The organism is Frankia sp. AgB1.9, from assembly GCF_016786355.1.
Lineage (GTDB): Bacteria > Actinomycetota > Actinomycetes > Frankiales > Frankiaceae > Pseudofrankia.
Genome location: NZ_JADWYX010000108.1, coordinates 15,012 through 32,127 on the forward strand (window position 1 = coordinate 15,012; position 17,116 = coordinate 32,127).

General features: G+C 70.8%; 14 protein-coding genes and 1 tRNA gene. 7 read left to right on the forward strand and 8 right to left on the reverse strand.

What is annotated here, in order from left to right; genetic code table 11:
• The first annotated feature begins 711 nt into the window (after window positions 1-711).
• On the forward strand, window positions 712-1,626 hold the full coding sequence (locus tag I6A60_RS31755; RefSeq protein WP_203024591.1) for a helix-turn-helix transcriptional regulator: 915 nt from the start codon (window positions 712-714) through the stop codon (window positions 1,624-1,626).
• Window positions 1,627-1,847: 221 nt separating this feature from the next.
• Here I6A60_RS31755 and I6A60_RS31760 read toward each other — a convergent pair whose 3' ends face one another.
• A complete protein-coding gene (locus tag I6A60_RS31760; RefSeq protein WP_203024592.1) occupies window positions 1,848-2,636 on the reverse strand; it encodes an HAD family hydrolase in 789 nt (262 codons plus the stop codon).
• Window positions 2,637-2,864: 228 nt separating this feature from the next.
• On the opposite strand from I6A60_RS31760, the gene I6A60_RS31765 reads away from it, so the two are divergent.
• Both I6A60_RS31765 and hisG read left to right on the forward strand, forming a co-directional pair.
• The gene (locus I6A60_RS31765) at window positions 2,865-3,128 is read left to right on the forward strand and encodes a phosphoribosyl-ATP diphosphatase (protein ID WP_013421512.1); all 264 of its coding nucleotides are present in this window, start codon (window positions 2,865-2,867) and stop codon (window positions 3,126-3,128) included.
• A gap of 119 nt (window positions 3,129-3,247) precedes the next feature.
• The gene (hisG, locus tag I6A60_RS31770) at window positions 3,248-4,093 is read left to right on the forward strand and encodes an ATP phosphoribosyltransferase (protein WP_203024598.1); all 846 of its coding nucleotides are present in this window, start codon (window positions 3,248-3,250) and stop codon (window positions 4,091-4,093) included.
• 80 nt (window positions 4,094-4,173) lie between these two features.
• Here hisG and folE read toward each other — a convergent pair whose 3' ends face one another.
• From folE to dacB, 5 genes are all read right to left on the reverse strand, one after another.
• On the reverse strand, window positions 4,174-4,878 hold the full coding sequence (folE, locus tag I6A60_RS31775; RefSeq protein ID WP_203024593.1) for a GTP cyclohydrolase I FolE: 705 nt from the start codon (window positions 4,876-4,878) through the stop codon (window positions 4,174-4,176).
• On the reverse strand, window positions 4,875-7,031 hold the full coding sequence (gene ftsH, locus I6A60_RS31780; protein WP_203024594.1) for an ATP-dependent zinc metalloprotease FtsH: 2,157 nt from the start codon (window positions 7,029-7,031) through the stop codon (window positions 4,875-4,877). Before ftsH ends, folE begins: the two co-directional genes overlap by 4 nt.
• A 369-nt stretch (window positions 7,032-7,400) precedes the next feature.
• The gene (gene hpt, locus I6A60_RS31785) at window positions 7,401-9,203 is read right to left on the reverse strand and encodes a hypoxanthine phosphoribosyltransferase (protein ID WP_307873962.1); all 1,803 of its coding nucleotides are present in this window, start codon (window positions 9,201-9,203) and stop codon (window positions 7,401-7,403) included.
• Between the two features lie 9 nt (window positions 9,204-9,212).
• Window positions 9,213-10,313, reverse strand: a complete 1,101-nt coding sequence (locus I6A60_RS31790) for a zinc-dependent metalloprotease (RefSeq protein ID WP_203024600.1) — start codon at window positions 10,311-10,313, stop codon at window positions 9,213-9,215.
• Between the two features lie 198 nt (window positions 10,314-10,511).
• The gene (dacB, locus tag I6A60_RS31795; RefSeq protein WP_203024595.1) at window positions 10,512-12,035 is read right to left on the reverse strand and encodes a D-alanyl-D-alanine carboxypeptidase/D-alanyl-D-alanine-endopeptidase; all 1,524 of its coding nucleotides are present in this window, start codon (window positions 12,033-12,035) and stop codon (window positions 10,512-10,514) included.
• 497 nt (window positions 12,036-12,532) lie between these two features.
• Here dacB and I6A60_RS31800 point away from each other — a divergent pair, with 497 nt between their 5' ends.
• Together I6A60_RS31800 and I6A60_RS31805 are read left to right on the forward strand one after the other, a co-directional pair.
• Window positions 12,533-13,081: an inorganic diphosphatase gene (locus I6A60_RS31800; RefSeq protein WP_203024596.1), complete on the forward strand. Its 549-nt coding sequence runs from the start codon at window positions 12,533-12,535 to the stop codon at window positions 13,079-13,081.
• 182 nt (window positions 13,082-13,263) lie between these two features.
• On the forward strand, window positions 13,264-13,515 hold the full coding sequence (locus tag I6A60_RS31805) for a hypothetical protein (protein WP_238436677.1): 252 nt from the start codon (window positions 13,264-13,266) through the stop codon (window positions 13,513-13,515).
• A gap of 173 nt (window positions 13,516-13,688) precedes the next feature.
• On the opposite strand, the gene I6A60_RS31810 is transcribed toward I6A60_RS31805, so the two are convergent.
• Window positions 13,689-13,760: transfer RNA gene (locus tag I6A60_RS31810), tRNA-Thr, on the reverse strand.
• Between the two features lie 706 nt (window positions 13,761-14,466).
• On the opposite strand from I6A60_RS31810, the gene I6A60_RS31815 reads away from it, so the two are divergent.
• Window positions 14,467-15,192, forward strand: coding sequence for a response regulator transcription factor (locus I6A60_RS31815; RefSeq protein ID WP_013421521.1), 726 nt, complete (start codon window positions 14,467-14,469; stop codon window positions 15,190-15,192).
• A gap of 81 nt (window positions 15,193-15,273) precedes the next feature.
• Here the strand turns inward: I6A60_RS31815 and I6A60_RS31820 are convergent, their stop codons facing one another.
• Window positions 15,274-16,377, reverse strand: coding sequence for a regulatory iron-sulfur-containing complex subunit RicT (locus I6A60_RS31820; RefSeq protein ID WP_203024597.1), 1,104 nt, complete (start codon window positions 16,375-16,377; stop codon window positions 15,274-15,276).
• Window positions 16,378-16,938: 561 nt separating this feature from the next.
• Between I6A60_RS31820 and I6A60_RS31825 the strand changes: the two genes are divergently transcribed.
• Window positions 16,939-17,116: keywimysin-related RiPP (locus I6A60_RS31825; RefSeq protein WP_203055771.1), on the forward strand; the 178-nt coding region annotated here is incomplete at its 3' end.

The window sequence follows — 17,116 nt, forward strand, 5'->3', positions numbered from 1 at the left end:
GAACGTCGAGTTGGCGCCGCGGGACCCGGCCGACCGGGGATCGCCCCATCGGCGGACAGGACCGTGTTACTCGATTTGAGCACGCAATCGCGGAACACGCCGCCGATATACGTGGCCAACAGGTTCCACATCCGGACCCGTGGCAGACCACCTGCAGGCGTGAATTGCCTGGTAGACACGCTTCGCGTGAGCGTTTGTTGATTCATGCGAGTGTTCTTGCGTGGGGGGTGCCCGAATGGGCGCCTTGGCGGCTCCAGTTCGACGCGCCGGCCAGGTTCCCCGACTGCCGACTTGGCGCCGCCGGTCTAGTATTCAGGCCTGGGAGATCATGTTCTTCCCAAGATCGATATTATTCACTCTGTCATTGCCGGTGGCGGTACTTGATGTTGAGCGCGCCGCGGAGGAAGTAGGAGCAATGGAGCTCGTGCCGCTTGCCCAGTCCAGCTGCGGGACGTCGACCTGCCCAGGCGTCTTCGAGGCGTCTGACGGTTCCGTGGTCGTTCAGGGTTATGTTGTGCCTACGCAGCGCTACACCGACGGGGTGCCAGACGGGGAGGCTCGAGTCCAGATTCCTCGCGACCTGCTCATCAGAGCCGCGCGCAGTCTGCCAGACTGGGATGGACAGTAGTCGGGCCGAGTAGCTGCGCCATCGGGCCCGGTGTACTGGGTCTCGACCCGGCGTAATTGTTCTCGCGGAAGCGGAGGGCCGTCGTGACGGACGATATTGTCGATGTCGTTCCGTCGCTTGGTGTTCCCGCGCTTGGTGCGGAGCCGGGCTCCTCGACATTGGCTGGGGAGCTCGGTCGCGCGCTTGCTGGGTTGCGCAAGCGCAAGGGGATGACGGGGGAGGAGCTCGGTCGGGCGATCGGCGCGAGTCAGGCGAAGATCTCGAAGATCGAGCGGGGTGCGCTGCGGCCGAGCCCGTTGGACGTCGAGAAGATCGTGTTGGCGCTGGATGGTTCGAAGGACGCCCTGCATGAGTTGGTGGGGCAGGCGACCGAGCTGCAGGCGCTGAGCAGCCGGCCGCGGTTGCCGCGTCGTGGCCCGGTCAACCAGCAGGACTACGCCGATCTTGAAAGTCGGGCGACGCTGGTGCGTGACTTCGAGCCGATCACCGTTCCAGGCCTGATGCAGATCAGTGAGTACACCCGCCGGGTGATCAACGCGTTCCACGCGGTCGACATCGGTGACCACGAGTCGAAGTGGGCCGAGACGGCGGCGAAGGTGACACAGCGGCTCCAGCGCCAGGAGCGGCTCTACGACACCAACAAGACGTTTGAGTTCATCCTGCTGGAGAACCTGCTCAACAACATGTATGTCACTCCGGGGTACATGTTGGCGCAGGTCGACCGGATCGAGCAGATCGCGAAGCTGCCGAACGTGACGGTGCGGGTCGTCCCGATGACGGCCCAGCTCGGCCTGCCGCCGAGCCACGGATTCATGATCTTTGACGACGATGTGGTCGTCACCGAATCCCTGGATGCGACCGTCTACCAGGACCGGCGCAGCGTCGAGTTCTACACCCACTTCTTCGAGAGCTACCGCGAGCTCGCGAATGCCGACCTCGACGAGGTCCTCGAGCGCTACAAAGCGCGCTACGCCGACATGGCGATGCCCAAGCCCTGAACCAGGCCGAGGGCGCGCTCGTCGCCTTGATCGCTGCTTCGGCCCTCTGGTGGCTGCGAGACAGCCCCGGGTACGACCATCCGAGGGTTGAAACGACGATCATCGAGCTGCCGGGGGACCGGGGGCGATCTCGCCGGAGACTGCGATGGCTCGGTGCGGGGCGATGGCTCGGTGTGGTAGGTGCGGGGTCCGGAGTGCAGGCGATCTTGACCTGGGTGACCTCAGTCGAAAAGGCGCTCCAGGACGAGGGCGACCCCGTCCTGGTCGTTGGAGGCGGTTATCTCGTCGGCGGCCGCCAGGACCTCCGGGTGGGCGTTGGCCACGGCGACGGCGTGGCCGGCCCAGGCGAGCATCGGCAGGTCGTTGAGCATGTCGCCGAAGGCGACGACGTCCGCCGCGGTGACCCCGCGGGCGGTGGCGACCTCGGCGAGCGCGACGGCCTTGGAGACGCCGGCGCCGGCGATCTCGATCAGCGTCTCGGTGGATCGGGTGACTACCGCCTCGGCGCCCGCGAGGGCCACGACCTTCTCGTAGACGTCGGCGAGCGACTCCCCGCTACGACGAACGAGCAGCTTGATGGGCGGCAGCGTCACCAGCAGGTCGGTCAGGTCGGCGACCAGCTCCAGCGGGTCCGGCCACATCGTGCGGAACCCGGGCTCCCGGCCGAACCTCAGCCCGCTCTCGACCGCGAAAGCGACATCCGGAACGATCTCCCGGATGGCCTGGGCCAGCCGCAGGGCGGCCTGCTGGTCGAGCTCACGATGGTTGACCGTCGTCTGCGCGTCCAGGTCGTAGACGAGGGCACCGTTCGCGCAGACGGCGATGCCGGCGACCGAGGTCTTCGCGACGACGTCCGCCATCACCCGGATCGGCCGGCCGGTCACGAACACGACGGTCGCGCCTTGCTCGCGCACCCGGCGCAGCGCTCGGCGTGTGCGCTCCGACACGGTGCCGTCCGACCGGATCAGGGTTCCGTCCAGATCGGTGGCGACGATCGCGGGAGGGTACACAGCGACCCAGTCAACCAGCGCTGGGCCGTTCGCACCATGGTCATGTCGGGGCGCAGACGCCGACGGCTCCGTGTGACGGGGCCGTGCGTCTGTGCCGCTCGGACAGCGGGGCCCTGGGCAGCGGGCCCGCCCAGGTAACATGCGGTTCATGAGGTCTGTCGGCTGCACGCGCGCGTGCCTGGGCGCACGCGGTGGCGTCACCGCTTCCGCTGCCGAGAGCCGCCGGCCGTGAAGACCTTTGACGAGCTGTTCGTCGAGCTGTCCGCGAAGTGGCAGGACAAGACCCCGGGCTCCGGCTCCGTCGCCGCGCTCGAGGCCGGCGTGCACCACATCGGCAAGAAGCTGGTCGAGGAAGCCGCCGAGAGCTGGATGGCGGCCGAGTACGAGACCGGTGAGCGGGCCGCCGAGGAGCTCTCCCAGCTGATCTACTGGATTCAGCTCATGATGATCTCCCGCGGCCTCACCCCGGACGACGTCTACCTCCATCTCTGACCCCGCACCCGGGTGTCGTATGCCCCTGGGGTGGCGCGGGTTTCAGGCGACGTCTGACCACGTCGCGCCCCTTGCCCTGTGAGCGGCCGCCATCGGCCTGAGACGACACGGACATGATCATGCTGCGTATCGCGGTACCGAACAAGGGCGCGCTCTCCGCCGCCTCCAGCCAGCTGCTCGGCGATGCCGGGTACCACGTGAAGCGGGACGGCGCCGAGCTCGTCGTCGCCGACGTCGAGAACGACATCGAGTTCTTCTTCCTGCGCCCGCGCGACATCGCGGTCTACGTCGGCTCTGGCCGCCTCGATATCGGCATCACCGGCCGCGACCTGCTGCTGGACAGCGGGGTGCCGGCCCGGGAGCTCGTCGCGCTCGGCTTCGGGCACTCGACGTTTCGTTACGCGGCGCCGGAGGGGACGGTGACGGACGTCGAGGAGCTGGGCGGCCGGCGGATCGCCACGTCGTTCCCCGGGCTGGTCCGCGCGGACTTCGCTGCGCGTGGGCTGACCGCGCAGGTCGTCACGTTGGACGGGGCGGTGGAGACCGCTGTGCGTCTCGGCGTCGCGGACGCCGTCGCCGACGTCGTCGAGACCGGGCGCACGCTGCGCGCCGCGGGGCTGGAGCTCGTCGGTGAGCCGGTCATGCGGTCCGAAGCCATCTTGATCACCAAGCAGGGTGCGGAGCTCGCGTCGGCGCACGAGCGGCTGCTGCGCCGGGTCCAGGGCGTCCTCGTCGCCCGCCGGTACGTGATCATGGACTATGACGCGCCGAACGACGTGCTGGACAAGGCGTGCGAGATCACCCCGGGCTTCGAGTCGCCCACGATCTCCCCGCTGGCCCGGGAGGGCTGGGTCGCGGTTCGGGCCATGGTGCTGAAGGACGAGGTCAACCGCACGATGGACGACCTGTGGGACCTCGGTGCCCGCGGCATCCTCGTCTCCGCGATCCAGGCCTGCCGCCTTTAGCCCTCAAGGGGCATCCAGGAGTCCCGAACGACGAAAGGCCCTGGGCGCGCCCGGGGCCTTTCGTCGTGACTGGCTGAGTGCTACCGGCGGTGGCTGCTCAGGATGAGGCTCATGCCCTCGTTGCGGGTCGCGGGGGAGAGGAACTGGCCCCGGACCGCGGACGTGACCGTGCAGGCCCCGGGCTTGCGGACCCCGCGCATCGACATGCACAGGTGCTCCGCCTCGACGACCACCATGACCCCACGCGGCTGGAGCACGTCCACCAGCGCGTCGGCGACCTGGGAGGTCAGTCGCTCCTGTACCTGCGGCCGGCGGGCATACAGGTCGACCAGCCGGGCCAGCTTCGACAGGCCGGTGATCTGGCCGTTCTCGTTCGGGATGTAGGCAACGTGCGCCTTCCCGGAGAAGACGACCAAGTGGTGCTCGCACAGCGACGAGAAGTCGATGTCGCGCACCAGCACCATCTCGTCGTGACCCTCGTCGAAGACGGTGGTCAGCACGTCGGCCGGGTCGCGGCCCAGCCCCTCGACCGCCTCCGCATAGGCGCGGGCGACCCGGTCGGGCGTCTTGCGCAGGCCCTCCCGGTCCGGGTCCTCGCCGATGCCGATCAGCAGCTCACGCACCGCCGCTGCGACGCGGTCGTGGTCGAACGGGCGTACCCGGCCGTTGCCCGGCCGGAACTCCGCGACGGCGGCGCCGGAACCTGACCCAGTTCCTGCCGCCGAACCGCCCTCGTCATCGAGGTGGTCGAGGTCGGCGGACAGGAGGTCGGTTTCGGACGTCAACTGCGTTTCCTTTCGTCGTCGTTCGGCCACACCGGGGGCGCCCACGGGTTCGAGATCCGCGGGGCATCCGGCGGGGGCGCGGCCGGTGGCCCGGCCGGCCCGGTCGGGCCGTTGACGGGCCCGGAGACCGGGCCGTGGCCGGTGTCGGCACCCTGCCCAGGAGCGGCCGCCGGCTTGTTGAGGCCTGGCGAGCCGTTACCGGTCGGGTGACCGTTTCCGTTCCCGTTGCCCTTGACCAGGTCGGCCACGTCGGACGCGACCAGACCCAGCTCGGCAGGGGTCTGCACGGGTGGACGATCCGACGGTACCCGTCGGCCGACGCCCGTGTAGAAGCCGCGAACCGGCCGCTTCTGAACGGTGGCGAAGGTCTCCAGCACGTCGTCCTTGCTGAGGGTCTCGGTGTCCATCAGCCGTAGGACGAGGTTGTCCAGCTCGTCGCGGTAGGTGTTCAGCACCTCCCAGGCCTCGTCGTGCGCGGCCTCGATGAGCTTGCGGACCTCGTTGTCGATCTCGCCGGCGACGGCCTCGGAGTAGTCGCGCTGGTGTCCGACCTCACGGCCGAGGAACACCTCACCCGACTCGGCGCCGAACTTCAGCGCGCCCAGCTTGTCGGACATGCCGTACTGGGTGACCATCGCGCGGGCGATCTGGGTCGCCTTCTCGATGTCGTCGCTCGCTCCGGTGGTCGGCTCGTGGAAGACGACTTCCTCCGCGGTCCGGCCGCCGAGCAGCACCGCCAGCTTGTCGAGCATCTCCGACCGGGTGGACAGGTACTTGTCCTCCAGCGGGAGCTGCATCGTGTAGCCGAGCGCCCGGCCCCGGGGCAGGATGGTGATCTTGTGGACCGGGTCGGAGTTCGGCAGCGCGTGTGCCACCAGGGCGTGTCCGCCCTCGTGGTAGGCGATCCGCTTCTTCTCCTTGTCGCTCATCGCCCGGGTCTTGCGCTCCGGGCCGGCGAGCACGCGGTCGATCGCCTCCTCCAGCAGCTCTGAGGAGATCAGCTTCTGGTCCCCGCGAGCGGTGAGAAGCGCCGCCTCGTTCAGCACGTTCGCGAGGTCCGCGCCGGTGAAGCCGGGCGTACGGCGGGCGATGACCAGCAGGTCGACGTCCGGGCCGATCGGCTTGCCCTTGGCGTGCACCTTGAGGATCGCCTCGCGGCCCAGCAGGTCCGGGCGGTCGACGACGATCTGCCGGTCGAACCGGCCCGGGCGCAGCAGCGCCGGGTCGAGGATGTCCGGCCGGTTGGTCGCGGCGATCAGGATGACGCCGCCCTTGACGTCGAAGCCGTCCATCTCGACGAGCAGCTGGTTGAGCGTCTGCTCGCGCTCGTCGTGGCCACCGCCGAGGCCTGCGCCACGGTGCCGGCCGACGGCGTCGATCTCGTCGACGAAGATGATCGCCGGCGCGTTCGCCTTGGCCTGCTCGAACAGGTCGCGGACCCGGCTCGCGCCGACACCGACGAACATCTCGACGAAGTCGGAGCCCGAGATCGAGTAGAACGGGACGCCAGCCTCGCCGGCGACCGCGCGGGCCAGCAGCGTCTTACCGGTGCCCGGTGGGCCGTACAGCAGCACGCCCTTGGGGATCTTGGCCCCGATGGCCTGGAATTTTCCTGGATTCTCCAGGAACTCCTTGATCTCCTGGAGTTCCTCCAGTGCCTCGTCGGCGCCGGCCACGTCCGCGAAGGTCGTCTTCGGTGTGTCCTTGTTGACCAGCTTGGCCTTGGACTTGCCGAAGTTCATCACGCGGTTGCCGCCGCCCTGCATCTGGTTCATCAGGAACAGGAACAACGCGACCACGAGCACGAGAGGTAGCAGGTTGAGTAGCAGCGAGACCAGGACGTTGCTGCGCTCGACCTTGACCTCGTACGGGACGTTCTTGTCGTTCAACTCGGCGGCCAGCGAGACCGCCTGGTTGGTGACGTAGCTCGACTCGTACTTCTTGTCGTCCTTGGTCGTGATCTGGACTATCTGCTTGGAGTCCTCGATCGTGGCACTCTTGACCTGGCCAGCAGCGATCTTGGCCTGGATATCGTGCAGGTTCTCCTTGCTGTACTCCTTGGGACCCGACAACACGTTGGTCGTCAGGAAGATCACAAGCAGGACCAGGAGAGCCAGGACCACCCAGCCGCGGAAGATTCTTCTTGGAGTCATCTGCCTGGAGCGCTGGACACGCGCGCTCCACCCTCCTGACGTGTGTGCTGCCCTCGATCGGGATTCCCTTGTGCCGAGGGTACCGCCGGCACGCGCATGTCACCCACGCGTACAGGTGAGGAACGGTTCGCCAGCCCGCCGTGTTCCGACGGCGATCGGCCGGAACCGGGCACGGAGCGCCCTTCGCCGGCTCCGCCTGGTCGGGCGCAGTGCCTGCTGCCCAGCCCTTGCTGTCCTGGCACCCGGAAGTCTCGGGTCGGAGCGAATCTAGGTCGGGTCCGTGGCGGGTTCGCGCTGCCGCCGATCTGGGAGGTTCGGAGCACTGAGGGCAGCCTTCCCAAGCGGGGCGGGGCCACGCGGAGCCGCCGGTCAGGAGGGGCGGGGACCACGGGCGATTGCTTCGGGGGTGAGAGTCCCGACGAACGGCAGGGTTCGGTAGTGCTCGGCATAGTCGAGGCCGTAACCGACCACAAAGGCGCTCGGTATGTCGAAACCGACATATCGGACGTCCACGTCGACGGTGATGGCCTCCGGCTTCCGGAACAGCGCCAGCACCTCAAGCGAGCCCGGGTTGCGCGAACGCAGGTTCTTCAGCAGCCAGGACAGGGTCAGCCCGGAGTCGATGATGTCCTCGACGACCAGCACGTCGCGTCCCTCGATCGACCGGTCCAGATCCTTGAGGATGCGGACCACCCCGGACGACGAACTCGCCGAGCCGTAGGACGACACGGCCATGAACTCCATGGTCACTGGGGTACGCAGCGCCCGCGAGAGGTCGGCCATGACCATGACCGCGCCCTTGAGCACGCCCACCAGCAGCAGCTCACGCCCGGCGTAGTCGGCGTCGACCTGCGCGGCGAGCGCGGCGATGCGGGTGGCGATCTCCTCCTCGCTGACGAGGACCTCACCGATGTCCCCGTCGTGCCAGGGTGGCGTGTCGGCGGCCGTTCGGGCCGTTCGAGGGGCGCTCCCCGCGCTGGGTGTGCTCGAGTCGGGTGCGCTGACTTCGGCCTGGCTCACCGGCCTGCCCTCCTCGGCGTCGGGCCGCGCGGCGTCAGGCCGGCGCGGCGATGGTCGCGGGCCGGTCGGCCCTGACGCAGCGTCGCCACCGTCCGCCGTCCCGCGGCGCCCGGACCTGGTCTCGCCCGGTCCGGCCACGCTGATCCTGTCACCTCGACGCCGAGCGGTGACGCCGGACGGCAGCGGGACCGGCTGTTGCCCGCGCCACCGGGTCACCAGCTCCTCCATCGCCCAGACGTGCTCGGCGCGCAGCGCGGACGCCGAAGCGCCCAGCGCGAGCGCGGCCCGGCGCAGCACCCGGGTCCGCAGCGCGCTGGGTAACGACCCGAGCGCCTCGACGGCGAGCTCGACCGAACCATCCCCGGCCGGCGAAATGGCGGTGGCCTCGGCATACGCGTCATCCGTCAGCGCGTCGAGCGCCTCGGCGTCGGCGCGCAGCAGGTCGGCGCTGCGTGACAACGACTCGGCGATGCCCGGACCGAGCTGATCCTCCAGCGCCGGCAGCAGGGCATGCCGGACGCGGGCTCTGGCGAACGTCGCGTCCGCGTTCGTCGGGTCCTCCCACGCGTCGAGCCCCTCGGCGCGGCAGGCGGCCCTCGTCTGTTCCTTGCGCAGTCCCAGCAGTGGCCGGCGCAGCAGGCCGTCGCGGGGCGACATGGCTCCCAGCGAGCGGGCTCCGGCGCCGCGGGCCAGCCTCAGCAGCACGGTCTCGGCCTGGTCGTCCAGGGTGTGGCCGAGCAGGAGCGCGGCGGCGCCCAACCGTTCGGCGGCGGTCGCGAGCGCCGCCCGCCGGGCGTCCCGGGCGGCTCCCTCGGATCGGGCCGAATGTGCGACCAACAGCTCCACCGGGTCCAACCGCAGCGCCCGGCCCTGCGCGACGACGGACTCGGCCCGCTGGTCGGACGCGCCGTCCCAGCCGTGGTCGACCGTCAGCAGCCCGGCGCGCAGGGCGCGGCGGGGCGCGACGAACGCCGTGGCGGCGGCCAGCGCCAGCGAGTCCGGTCCCCCCGAGCAGGCGACCAGCACCAGCGCTCCGGGCGGCAGGTCGGCGACGGCGTGCCGCACGGCCAGCCGGATGGCGGCCACGGCCGGCGCCGGCGATCCCGACGGGTGGATCCGCTGCCCGCTGGCGGGGCTCGCGGAACCGGTCACCCGCGGCACCTAGGCGGAGATGGACGGACGGCTACCCAGGACGCGAGCCATCCAGGCTCCTGGGTCGGCGATCTCGGCCTGGCTCGGCAGGGTCGCGGGCGACTGCCAGACCAGGTTGAACCCGTCGACGCCCGCCTCGGCGACGACCGCGCGCACGAACGCACCGCCCTGCCGGTACTGGCGCAGCTTCATGTCCAGGCCGAGCAGGCGGCGCACGAACCGGTCCAGCGGCGAGCCGCCGGAGCGACGGGTGTCGAACCTCGCGCGGATGTCGGCGACCGTCGGGACCACCTGCGGGCCGACGGCGTCCATCACCTGGTCGGCGTGACCTTCGAGCAGCGTCATGAGTGCCTGCAACCGGTCGAGCACCGCCCGTTGGGCCGGCGTCTGGAGTGCCTCGACGACACTCGGGGCGTCCGGGCCGCGGTCGCGCACGGCGCCGCGCAGCGCTCCGACGGCCGAGCGCAGCCGGTCCGCGAGCACGTCCGGGTCCAGGTCGGTGGCCTCGATGAAGGCTCCGATCTCGGACTCGAGGTGGGCGCGCAGCCACGGCACGGCGGTGAACTGGCTGCGATGGGTCTGTTCGTGCAGGCAGACCCAGAGCCGGAAGTCACGCGGGACGACGCCCAGCTGGCGCTCGGCGTGCGCGATGTTCGGCGCGACCAGGCTCAGCCGACCCACCGGGCCCGCGCCGTCGGCCCAGTCGGACCGCGCCGGCGTGGCGGTCGGCCCGTACTCCTCGGGCGGGAGGAAGACCTCGTACTGACCGAGAACCTTGCCCGCGAGGTAGGCGAGCGCCGAGCCGAGCTGCACGCCGGTGACGCGGCGGCCGACGGCCGTCGACAGCGAGCCCTTGGCGTTGTCGGCCAGCCGGTCGAGCAGCGGAGTGGTGATCATGCGAAGGCCGGCGACGTTGGAACGGGCCCATTCGGGCCGGTCGACGACGGCGATCGGCGTCACCGCGGCGGCCGGCCGCAGGTGGGTGTAGTCCTCGACATGCCGCTCGGCGTCCACCGCGAGCCTGCGCAGGCTGCTGACGACCTCGTCGGCCTCGGCGCGGGTGAGCTGTGGGCCGGGCCGGACCAGCTTGCGGGCCGTCGCGACCGCCAGATCCCAGTCGACGGGCTGCTGGTCCGCGTGTTGCCCGTCGTCGGGCCGCTTGTCCTCGGGTTCGCTGTCCTGGGGCTGCGCGTCCACCACGGCCTCCACGCTACCCGCTCGGGGCTATTCGATCTTGAGAACCGCCACCCCGCCGATTCGTCGGGCTCCGGTCCGTGTCATCGCGCCAGGCGCCGGCCGTGGGCGCGGTCAGTGCCCGCGCTGGGTGGCTGCCTGCGGCTGGCCGCCCTTGTCGGGTGGGCCGCCCTTGTCGGGCTGGGCGGGCGCGGTGGTCGCGGTCGTGGCGGCGGTCGTGGCGGTCGTGGCGGCCGTCGGCCGGCCGGCGGAACAGCCGCAGCCGGCGAGGGCCGCGGCCACCCGGTCGAGGCTCGCCTTCGCGGCCGTCGACTCGTTGACCGGCGCGAAGAAGCCGAACAGCAACAGCCGGCCGTCCGCGTCGACGAGCTGCCCGGCGAGGCTGGTGACGGTGCTCAGGCTGCCGGTCTTCGCCCGCACGTCGCCGGCGGCCGGCGCGGTGTCGGTGCCGCCATAACGGTCGCCGAGCGTGCCGGAGAATCCCGCGATCGGCAGGCCGGTGATCAGCGGGCGCAGCTCAGGATGGCCGGGCAGCGTCGCGGTCCGCAGGATCGACACCAGCGTCCTCGGCATGATCGCGTCCGTGACCGACAGGCCGCTCACATCGGCCAGTGACATCCCCGCGGTGTCGATACCGAGCTGCGTCAGCACCTTTCCGACAGCGGCGGTGGCACCGGCGAACGTCGGCGGCAGCCCGTGGGCGCGCGCGACGAGCCGGCCGAGGCTCTCGGCGATGTCGTTGTCCGAGTCGGTCAGCATCCGCTCGACCAGCACCGGGACCGGGGGGCTCACGGCCGTGGCGACCGTCTTCGCCGCGGGGTCGGCCGGCCCCGTGCCCAGGCCGCCCACGGCGACCCCGGCCGTGTGCAGCGCGGCCGCGAACGCGGCGGCCGCGGCGGCGTCCGGGGTGCCGGTTCTGGGCCCGATCGCCCCCGGGGTGGGCCGGCCGGCGTCGACTTCCAGCGCCGAGACCGGCGTGACGTCACCTTCGGCCACGTAGACGTCCTTCCAGCCGGGCGCGGTCGCCGGGCCCTGGAAAAGCGTCCCGTCGCCGATCAGCCGGCTGACGGAGGTGATCCCCGCGACGTGGACCTGGGCGGCCAGGTCCGAGAGCTTCGCGCTGATGCTGGCCGGGTAGCCGGCCGGGTCGGTCGCGGCGGTCAGCGTCGGGTCGCCCGCGCCGACCAGCCAGAGCGTGCCGCCCTGGCGGACGGCGGCGCCCGACGGGGCCGGTCCGGCGGGGGGCGGCAGGTAGACCACCCGGGTCGTCAGCCGGGTGCCGGCGGAGAAGGTGCGCAGCGCGGCGGTGGCCACGGCGGTCTTCAGCGTCGACGCGGGCGCGGTCGGCACCGAGGCCCGTTGGTCGAACAGGACCTTTCCCGTCAGGCCGTCGACCACCAGGCCCGCCGGGCTGCCCAGCAGCGGGTTCGCGAGTGGCCCGGCCAGGCGGCCGGAAAGCTCGGTCGGGTCCGGAAGTGGACGGTTCGCGGCCAGGCCTGGCAGAGGCGCCGCGCTGACGGGGGGTACCGTCGGGCCGGGCGCCTTGTCTCCTCCGGGCCCGGGAGAGATCGTCAGCGATCCGGCGAGCAGCGCGCCGGCCAGCGCGGTGAGGCCGCCGACCCGGGCACCTGCTGTCACGGATGGAGCCTACGGGCGCTCGCTGCGGTCCGGCTGGCGGGGCGGCCCGTTCGATGACCTTTGGCTGGGATATCCCAGGCGGGCTCGTGTGTGGCCGGTCCGGGCGCTCCGGCAGGATATCGGCGGGGGCTGGACCTGGAACGCCGACTAACAGAGGTTCCGGGGCCAACCGCCCGTGGAACAGGTACTGAAGGTTATGAAGAGGTGACCGCGGCGGCGGTCGGGTGGGCCGGGCACCGAGGTCGGAGCCTCAGGGTGGGGTAGGCCACATCGCCGGAGCTGCGGACGGTCCGATGTCCGTCGACACTGGACGAAGGCACGATTCACGAACCTGGTGTGATCAGACGGCTTGTTCTGGTCGCCGCCGGGCGAACGCAGGTCGGTCCTGGGCCGACCGGGCACCGAAGCCGGAATCCGACCCGCGGAAACCGGCCGACCGGAGAGAAGCCGCGCCCATTCGGGGCTCGGCTGTCAATAAGAAGGAGACAGGGAGCGGCGTGGACCTCGAGTTCGACGTGACCATCGAGATCCCCAAGGGGCAGCGCAACAAGTACGAGATGGATCACCACACGGGGCGGATCCGGCTCGACCGGATGCTGTTCACCTCGACCCACTACCCGTCCGACTACGGGTTCATCGAGGGCACGCTCGGCCGCGACGGTGACCCGCTGGACGCGCTCGTGCTGCTGGAGGAGCCGACCTTCCCGGGCTGCCTGGTGCGCTGCCGCACGATCGGCATGTTCCAGATGACCGACGAGAAGGGCCCGGACGACAAGGTCCTGTGCGTGCCCGTGGCCGACATCCGCCAGGAGCACCTGCGCGACATCCGCCACCTGCCGGAGTTCGACCGGCTGGAGATCCAGCACTTCTTCGAGGTCTACAAGGACCTCGAGCCCGGCAAGTCGGTCGAGGGCGCCAGCTGGGTCGGCCGCGCCGACGCCGAGCGTGAGATCCTCGCGTCGATCAAGCGCCTGGAGACCGACGGGGCGGAGCACGCCCCTGTCGTCGACGAGGTCGAGCCCGAAGCGGAGACCGAGACCGCCTGAACCCCCGCGGCCCGGCCGGGCCGCCACATCGCAAGGCCCCGGCAGGTTCGCGAACCAGCCGGGGCCTTCTCGATGTCTCGGGCCTTTGTGGCCTGTCGTGGCTGTCGTGGCGGGCGCGGCGCGGCTGGCGCGGGGCCGGCTGGCTGGCCCGGCCGGCGAGCGAGGCGACTTACAATCCGGCCATGTCGTCGCGACTCGACAGATCGTGGTTGGTTCTCGCCAGCCACCAGACGGCCGAGGCCGATCGCTGCGTCGACATCTTCAGACGCCCCGAGGGGACCTTCGGGTTCGAGGAGTTCCGCCGGGACCCAGAAGACATGGGCAGGTGGACGCCGGTCAGCTACTTCTCAGGGTGGCAGTACCCGACGGAAGACGAGACCCTCGACGCCGCCTGCGCGTCAGTGCCCTGGCTCGGCCCGCTCGTGAGCCGCTGACCGCGCGTGACGTCCGCGCTCGACCTTGACGAGCACGGCGGCCGCCCCATGATCGCTGTTTCAACCCTCTGGTGGTCGTCTCCGGCGCTGTTTCGTAGCCACCAGAGGGCGAAAACAGCGATCAAGAAGACGGGCAGACGTGACGGGCGAAGGCCCTGGTCAGAGGGGGTCTGAGCCGAAGGCGGGGATTGAACCCGCGACCTATCGCTTACGAGGCGATTGCTCTGCCACTGAGCTACTTCGGCGTGCGCACCAGCAGGACCTACTGGTTGGCGCGGCTCCGAGTATGCCAGATGGGATGACCTGCTGACCGGTGCGCCTCGGGGGTAAACGGTGCCCGCTGGGCACCGGCTCGGTCGGGTGGTTCGGGCCGCGGGGAGATCCGCTCGCGAGCCCGGCCAGGGCCACGGTCCGGTGTGGTCGAGCTCCTCCGGCCAGGCGATCGGTCTCTGCGTTCCGCGGAACGCAGAGACCGGTTGAAGGGTGGCGGACTGGGGTGGTCGAGCTCCTCCGGCCCGGTGGATGATCTCCGCGTTCCGCGGAACGCACGTGGCCCCTTCGGTGGCTCCGGCCGGCGCCGGCACCTGCCTCTCCGTCCTGCCCCTCTTCCTGTGGCGCACGGAGGGACACCCGGCCCGCGGGGCGCGGCGGGGCTTGGCTGGTCGTCTGCGTCTGCCGGCTCGGTGCCTGGTTGGGAGCGCGTACGGCGTCCGGGGGGCAGGTGGTGTCTGTGTGTGCTCCTAGGGTGCCTGCGAGCGCGGATTTCGCGTTGGGCTTCCGGATCGTGTGGTGACGGACTGATGGGCGGCTAGGGGTACAGGTGAGGATTTGGTGACCGGAGGCTTTGGTCCGGTTACGAGCGCGTGTCGAAGCGGCCCGTTCCGTGGCCCGAATTTCGTCAAATGCGACCCCGCTCGCAGTGGCACCGGAGAGGTTGCGTAGGGTTTCGGCATGACCGGGGAAGCAGTCGCGACGACGACGCGGGGAGCCTCGCTCCTCGTCGCCGAGGACGACGAAGCATCGCGCGTCGCACTCGCGCGCAGTCTGGAACGTTTCGGATACCGCGTTCTGGAGGCGGCGGACGGCGAGACCGCGCTTCGCCTGTTCCAGACCACAGAGATCGACTTGGTCGTGCTCGACGTCGCGATGCCGCGCATGGACGGCTTTGCCGTGCTCAGCCGGCTGCGGCAGACGAGCGAGGTCCCGGTGATCATGCTCACCGGCCGGGCCGAGGAAGTCGACCGGGTGGTCGGCCTCGAGCTCGGGGCCGACGACTACGTCGTCAAGCCGTACTCGCTGCGCGAGCTGGTCGCCCGGGTTCGGGCCCGGCTGCGCCGCCGTCCGGTGGAGGCACCGCCGCAGCGGTCCGGGGACGGCAACGAGCCGCTGATCTACGGCGACGTGTCGATCGACCTGCGCGCCCGGGAGGTGGCCGTCGCCGGCGAGCGGATCGATCTGACCGCCCGCGAGTACGAGCTGCTGGCCTTCCTCGCCCGGCACCCGCGCCGCGTCTTCAGCCGCGAGGAGCTGCTGGAGCAGGTCTGGGGCACGCGCTTCCAGGACCCGGCCACGGTGACCGAGCACGTCCGGCGGGTCCGGACGAAGGTCGAGGGGCGGCCCCCGCAGCGTCGCCTCGTCACCACCCTGCGCGGCATGGGCTACCGCTTCGACCCGTGATCCGTTGATCGCTGGCCCTGATCTGGGGGCGCCGCCGGCCGGTCAGGCAGGACGGGGTCCCCAGATGAGGGCTGTCCGAGGTTAGGCGGGGTCAGCGGGCCGGGAGCGCCGCCGGCGAATCCGATGGTGACCCCCTTCGCCCGAGTCGGTCTGGGCCATCGCGCCCGGATCGCTCTGGCCCGCCGCGGTTTCCGCGTCGGGCCGTTTGGTCGTGCCTGCTTCGCCGGGCCGTGAACCCGGGTCTACGACCTCCGCCGGGACGCCCTCAGCCGAGCCGGCACTGACCTGGTCGGCGCCGGCGCCGGGGTCGACGTGGCCGGGATCCGGACCGGCGAGGACGGCGGAGTCGCAGCCGGAGGACGCGGTCGCCGGGTAGGCGGCGTCGTGTGCGCGGCGGGACGAACAGACGTCGGACCGGTCGCAGGCCTTGCGGCCCCCCGCGTCTAGCGCGACGACGACCTGCTGGCGCGGTACGTCGTGGGCGATCACCCGGCCGGGGCCGTCGGGAGTGCGAGCCTTCGCGCCGACCGCCGGGACCGCGGCGGCAAACTCCTCGTACAGCGGGTGCTCGTAGCGCAGGCAGCACATCAGCCGCCCGCAGGCGCCGCTGATCTTCAACGGGTTCAGGGCCAGGTTCTGGTCCTTTGCCATCCGGATGCTCACCGGCTCGAAGTCGGTGAGGAATGTCGAGCAGCAGAGGTCGCGGCCACACGAGCCGATTCCGCCCTGAAGCTTCGCGCTGTCGCGCGCGGACAGCTGGCGTAGGTGGACCCGGGTGTCCAACGTCCGGTTGAGGTCACGGACGAGCGCGCGGAAGTCGACCCGCCCCTCGGCGGTGAAGTAGATCGTGAAGGTGTCCGAGGAGCTGACGTGGTCGACTCCGACGATCTTCATTGGGAGCCCGTGGTCGCGGACCAGCCGTCTGGCGGCGACCCTCGCCTGGGCGCGTCGCCGCCGCGAGGCCGCCTCGCGCTCCACGTCCTGGTCGGCGGCGAGCCCCACGAGTACCGGCAGGTGCCCGATGTCCTCGCTGACCCACTGCGGCGCCCACATGCAGGTGGCCACCTCGGCGCCGTCGTCGGTCGGGACGAGCACCCGGTCGCCGACCTTCGGCGCGAGTGACCCGGGATCGGCGTAGTAGAGCTTCCCGCGAGGGGAAAAAGCCACCGCGCACATCATCGGCATGGGTGCCCGCGCCTTCCGTGTCCGCTGCCGGCGACCGCGCCTGCCGCGACGAGCCTCGGCGTCGGCGGGGCAGGGAACCGTCGTTTCCGCGCCGATCGGGAGATCGGCACCGAACGTGGTCATCCCGGGCGTGGCCGGAAATCGGGCGGAGGAAGCCGGCGGAAATCGCCCTGCGGGGCAGAGCGTACGTCCGGTGCCGTCCCCGAGCATCAGGTTCGCCGGGTCCTGGGCGGTTCGCCCTCAACCTGCTGGTAACGGCGGGCTCTGCGCAGCGTGCTGAACCCTCGGTGAACCGACCGGTGGCACGCTGGTAACCGGTCGGTCTCGGACGGTAGCCCGCGACGACCATTCCCATCGTCGAAGGATTCGTGATGCTTGGAGCCGTCGAGGCATGTGCACGCTGAGTAATGGACGGCGGATGAATCCTCGGGTGGGAGGCTAGTGACTGGTCGGATGCGGGCGGTTATTGCGCCTGATCGACGCGTCGGCACTTAGCCGGTGGCCGTCGACTTGTTCGGCCGAGGGCGCCTAGGAGCGCACATACAGGGGGAGGAAATCATCATGAAGGCTACGTATCAGGCCCCGACCCTCCAGGACGCCGGGTCCTTCCGCGACCTCACCGGGTACGGCTTCGTCGGCGTCGGCGGCTTCGGCGGCTGGGGCGGCGGCGGCTGGGGTGGCGGCGGCTGGGGCGGCGGCGGCTGGGGCGGCTGGGGCGGCGGCGGCTGGGGTGGCTGGG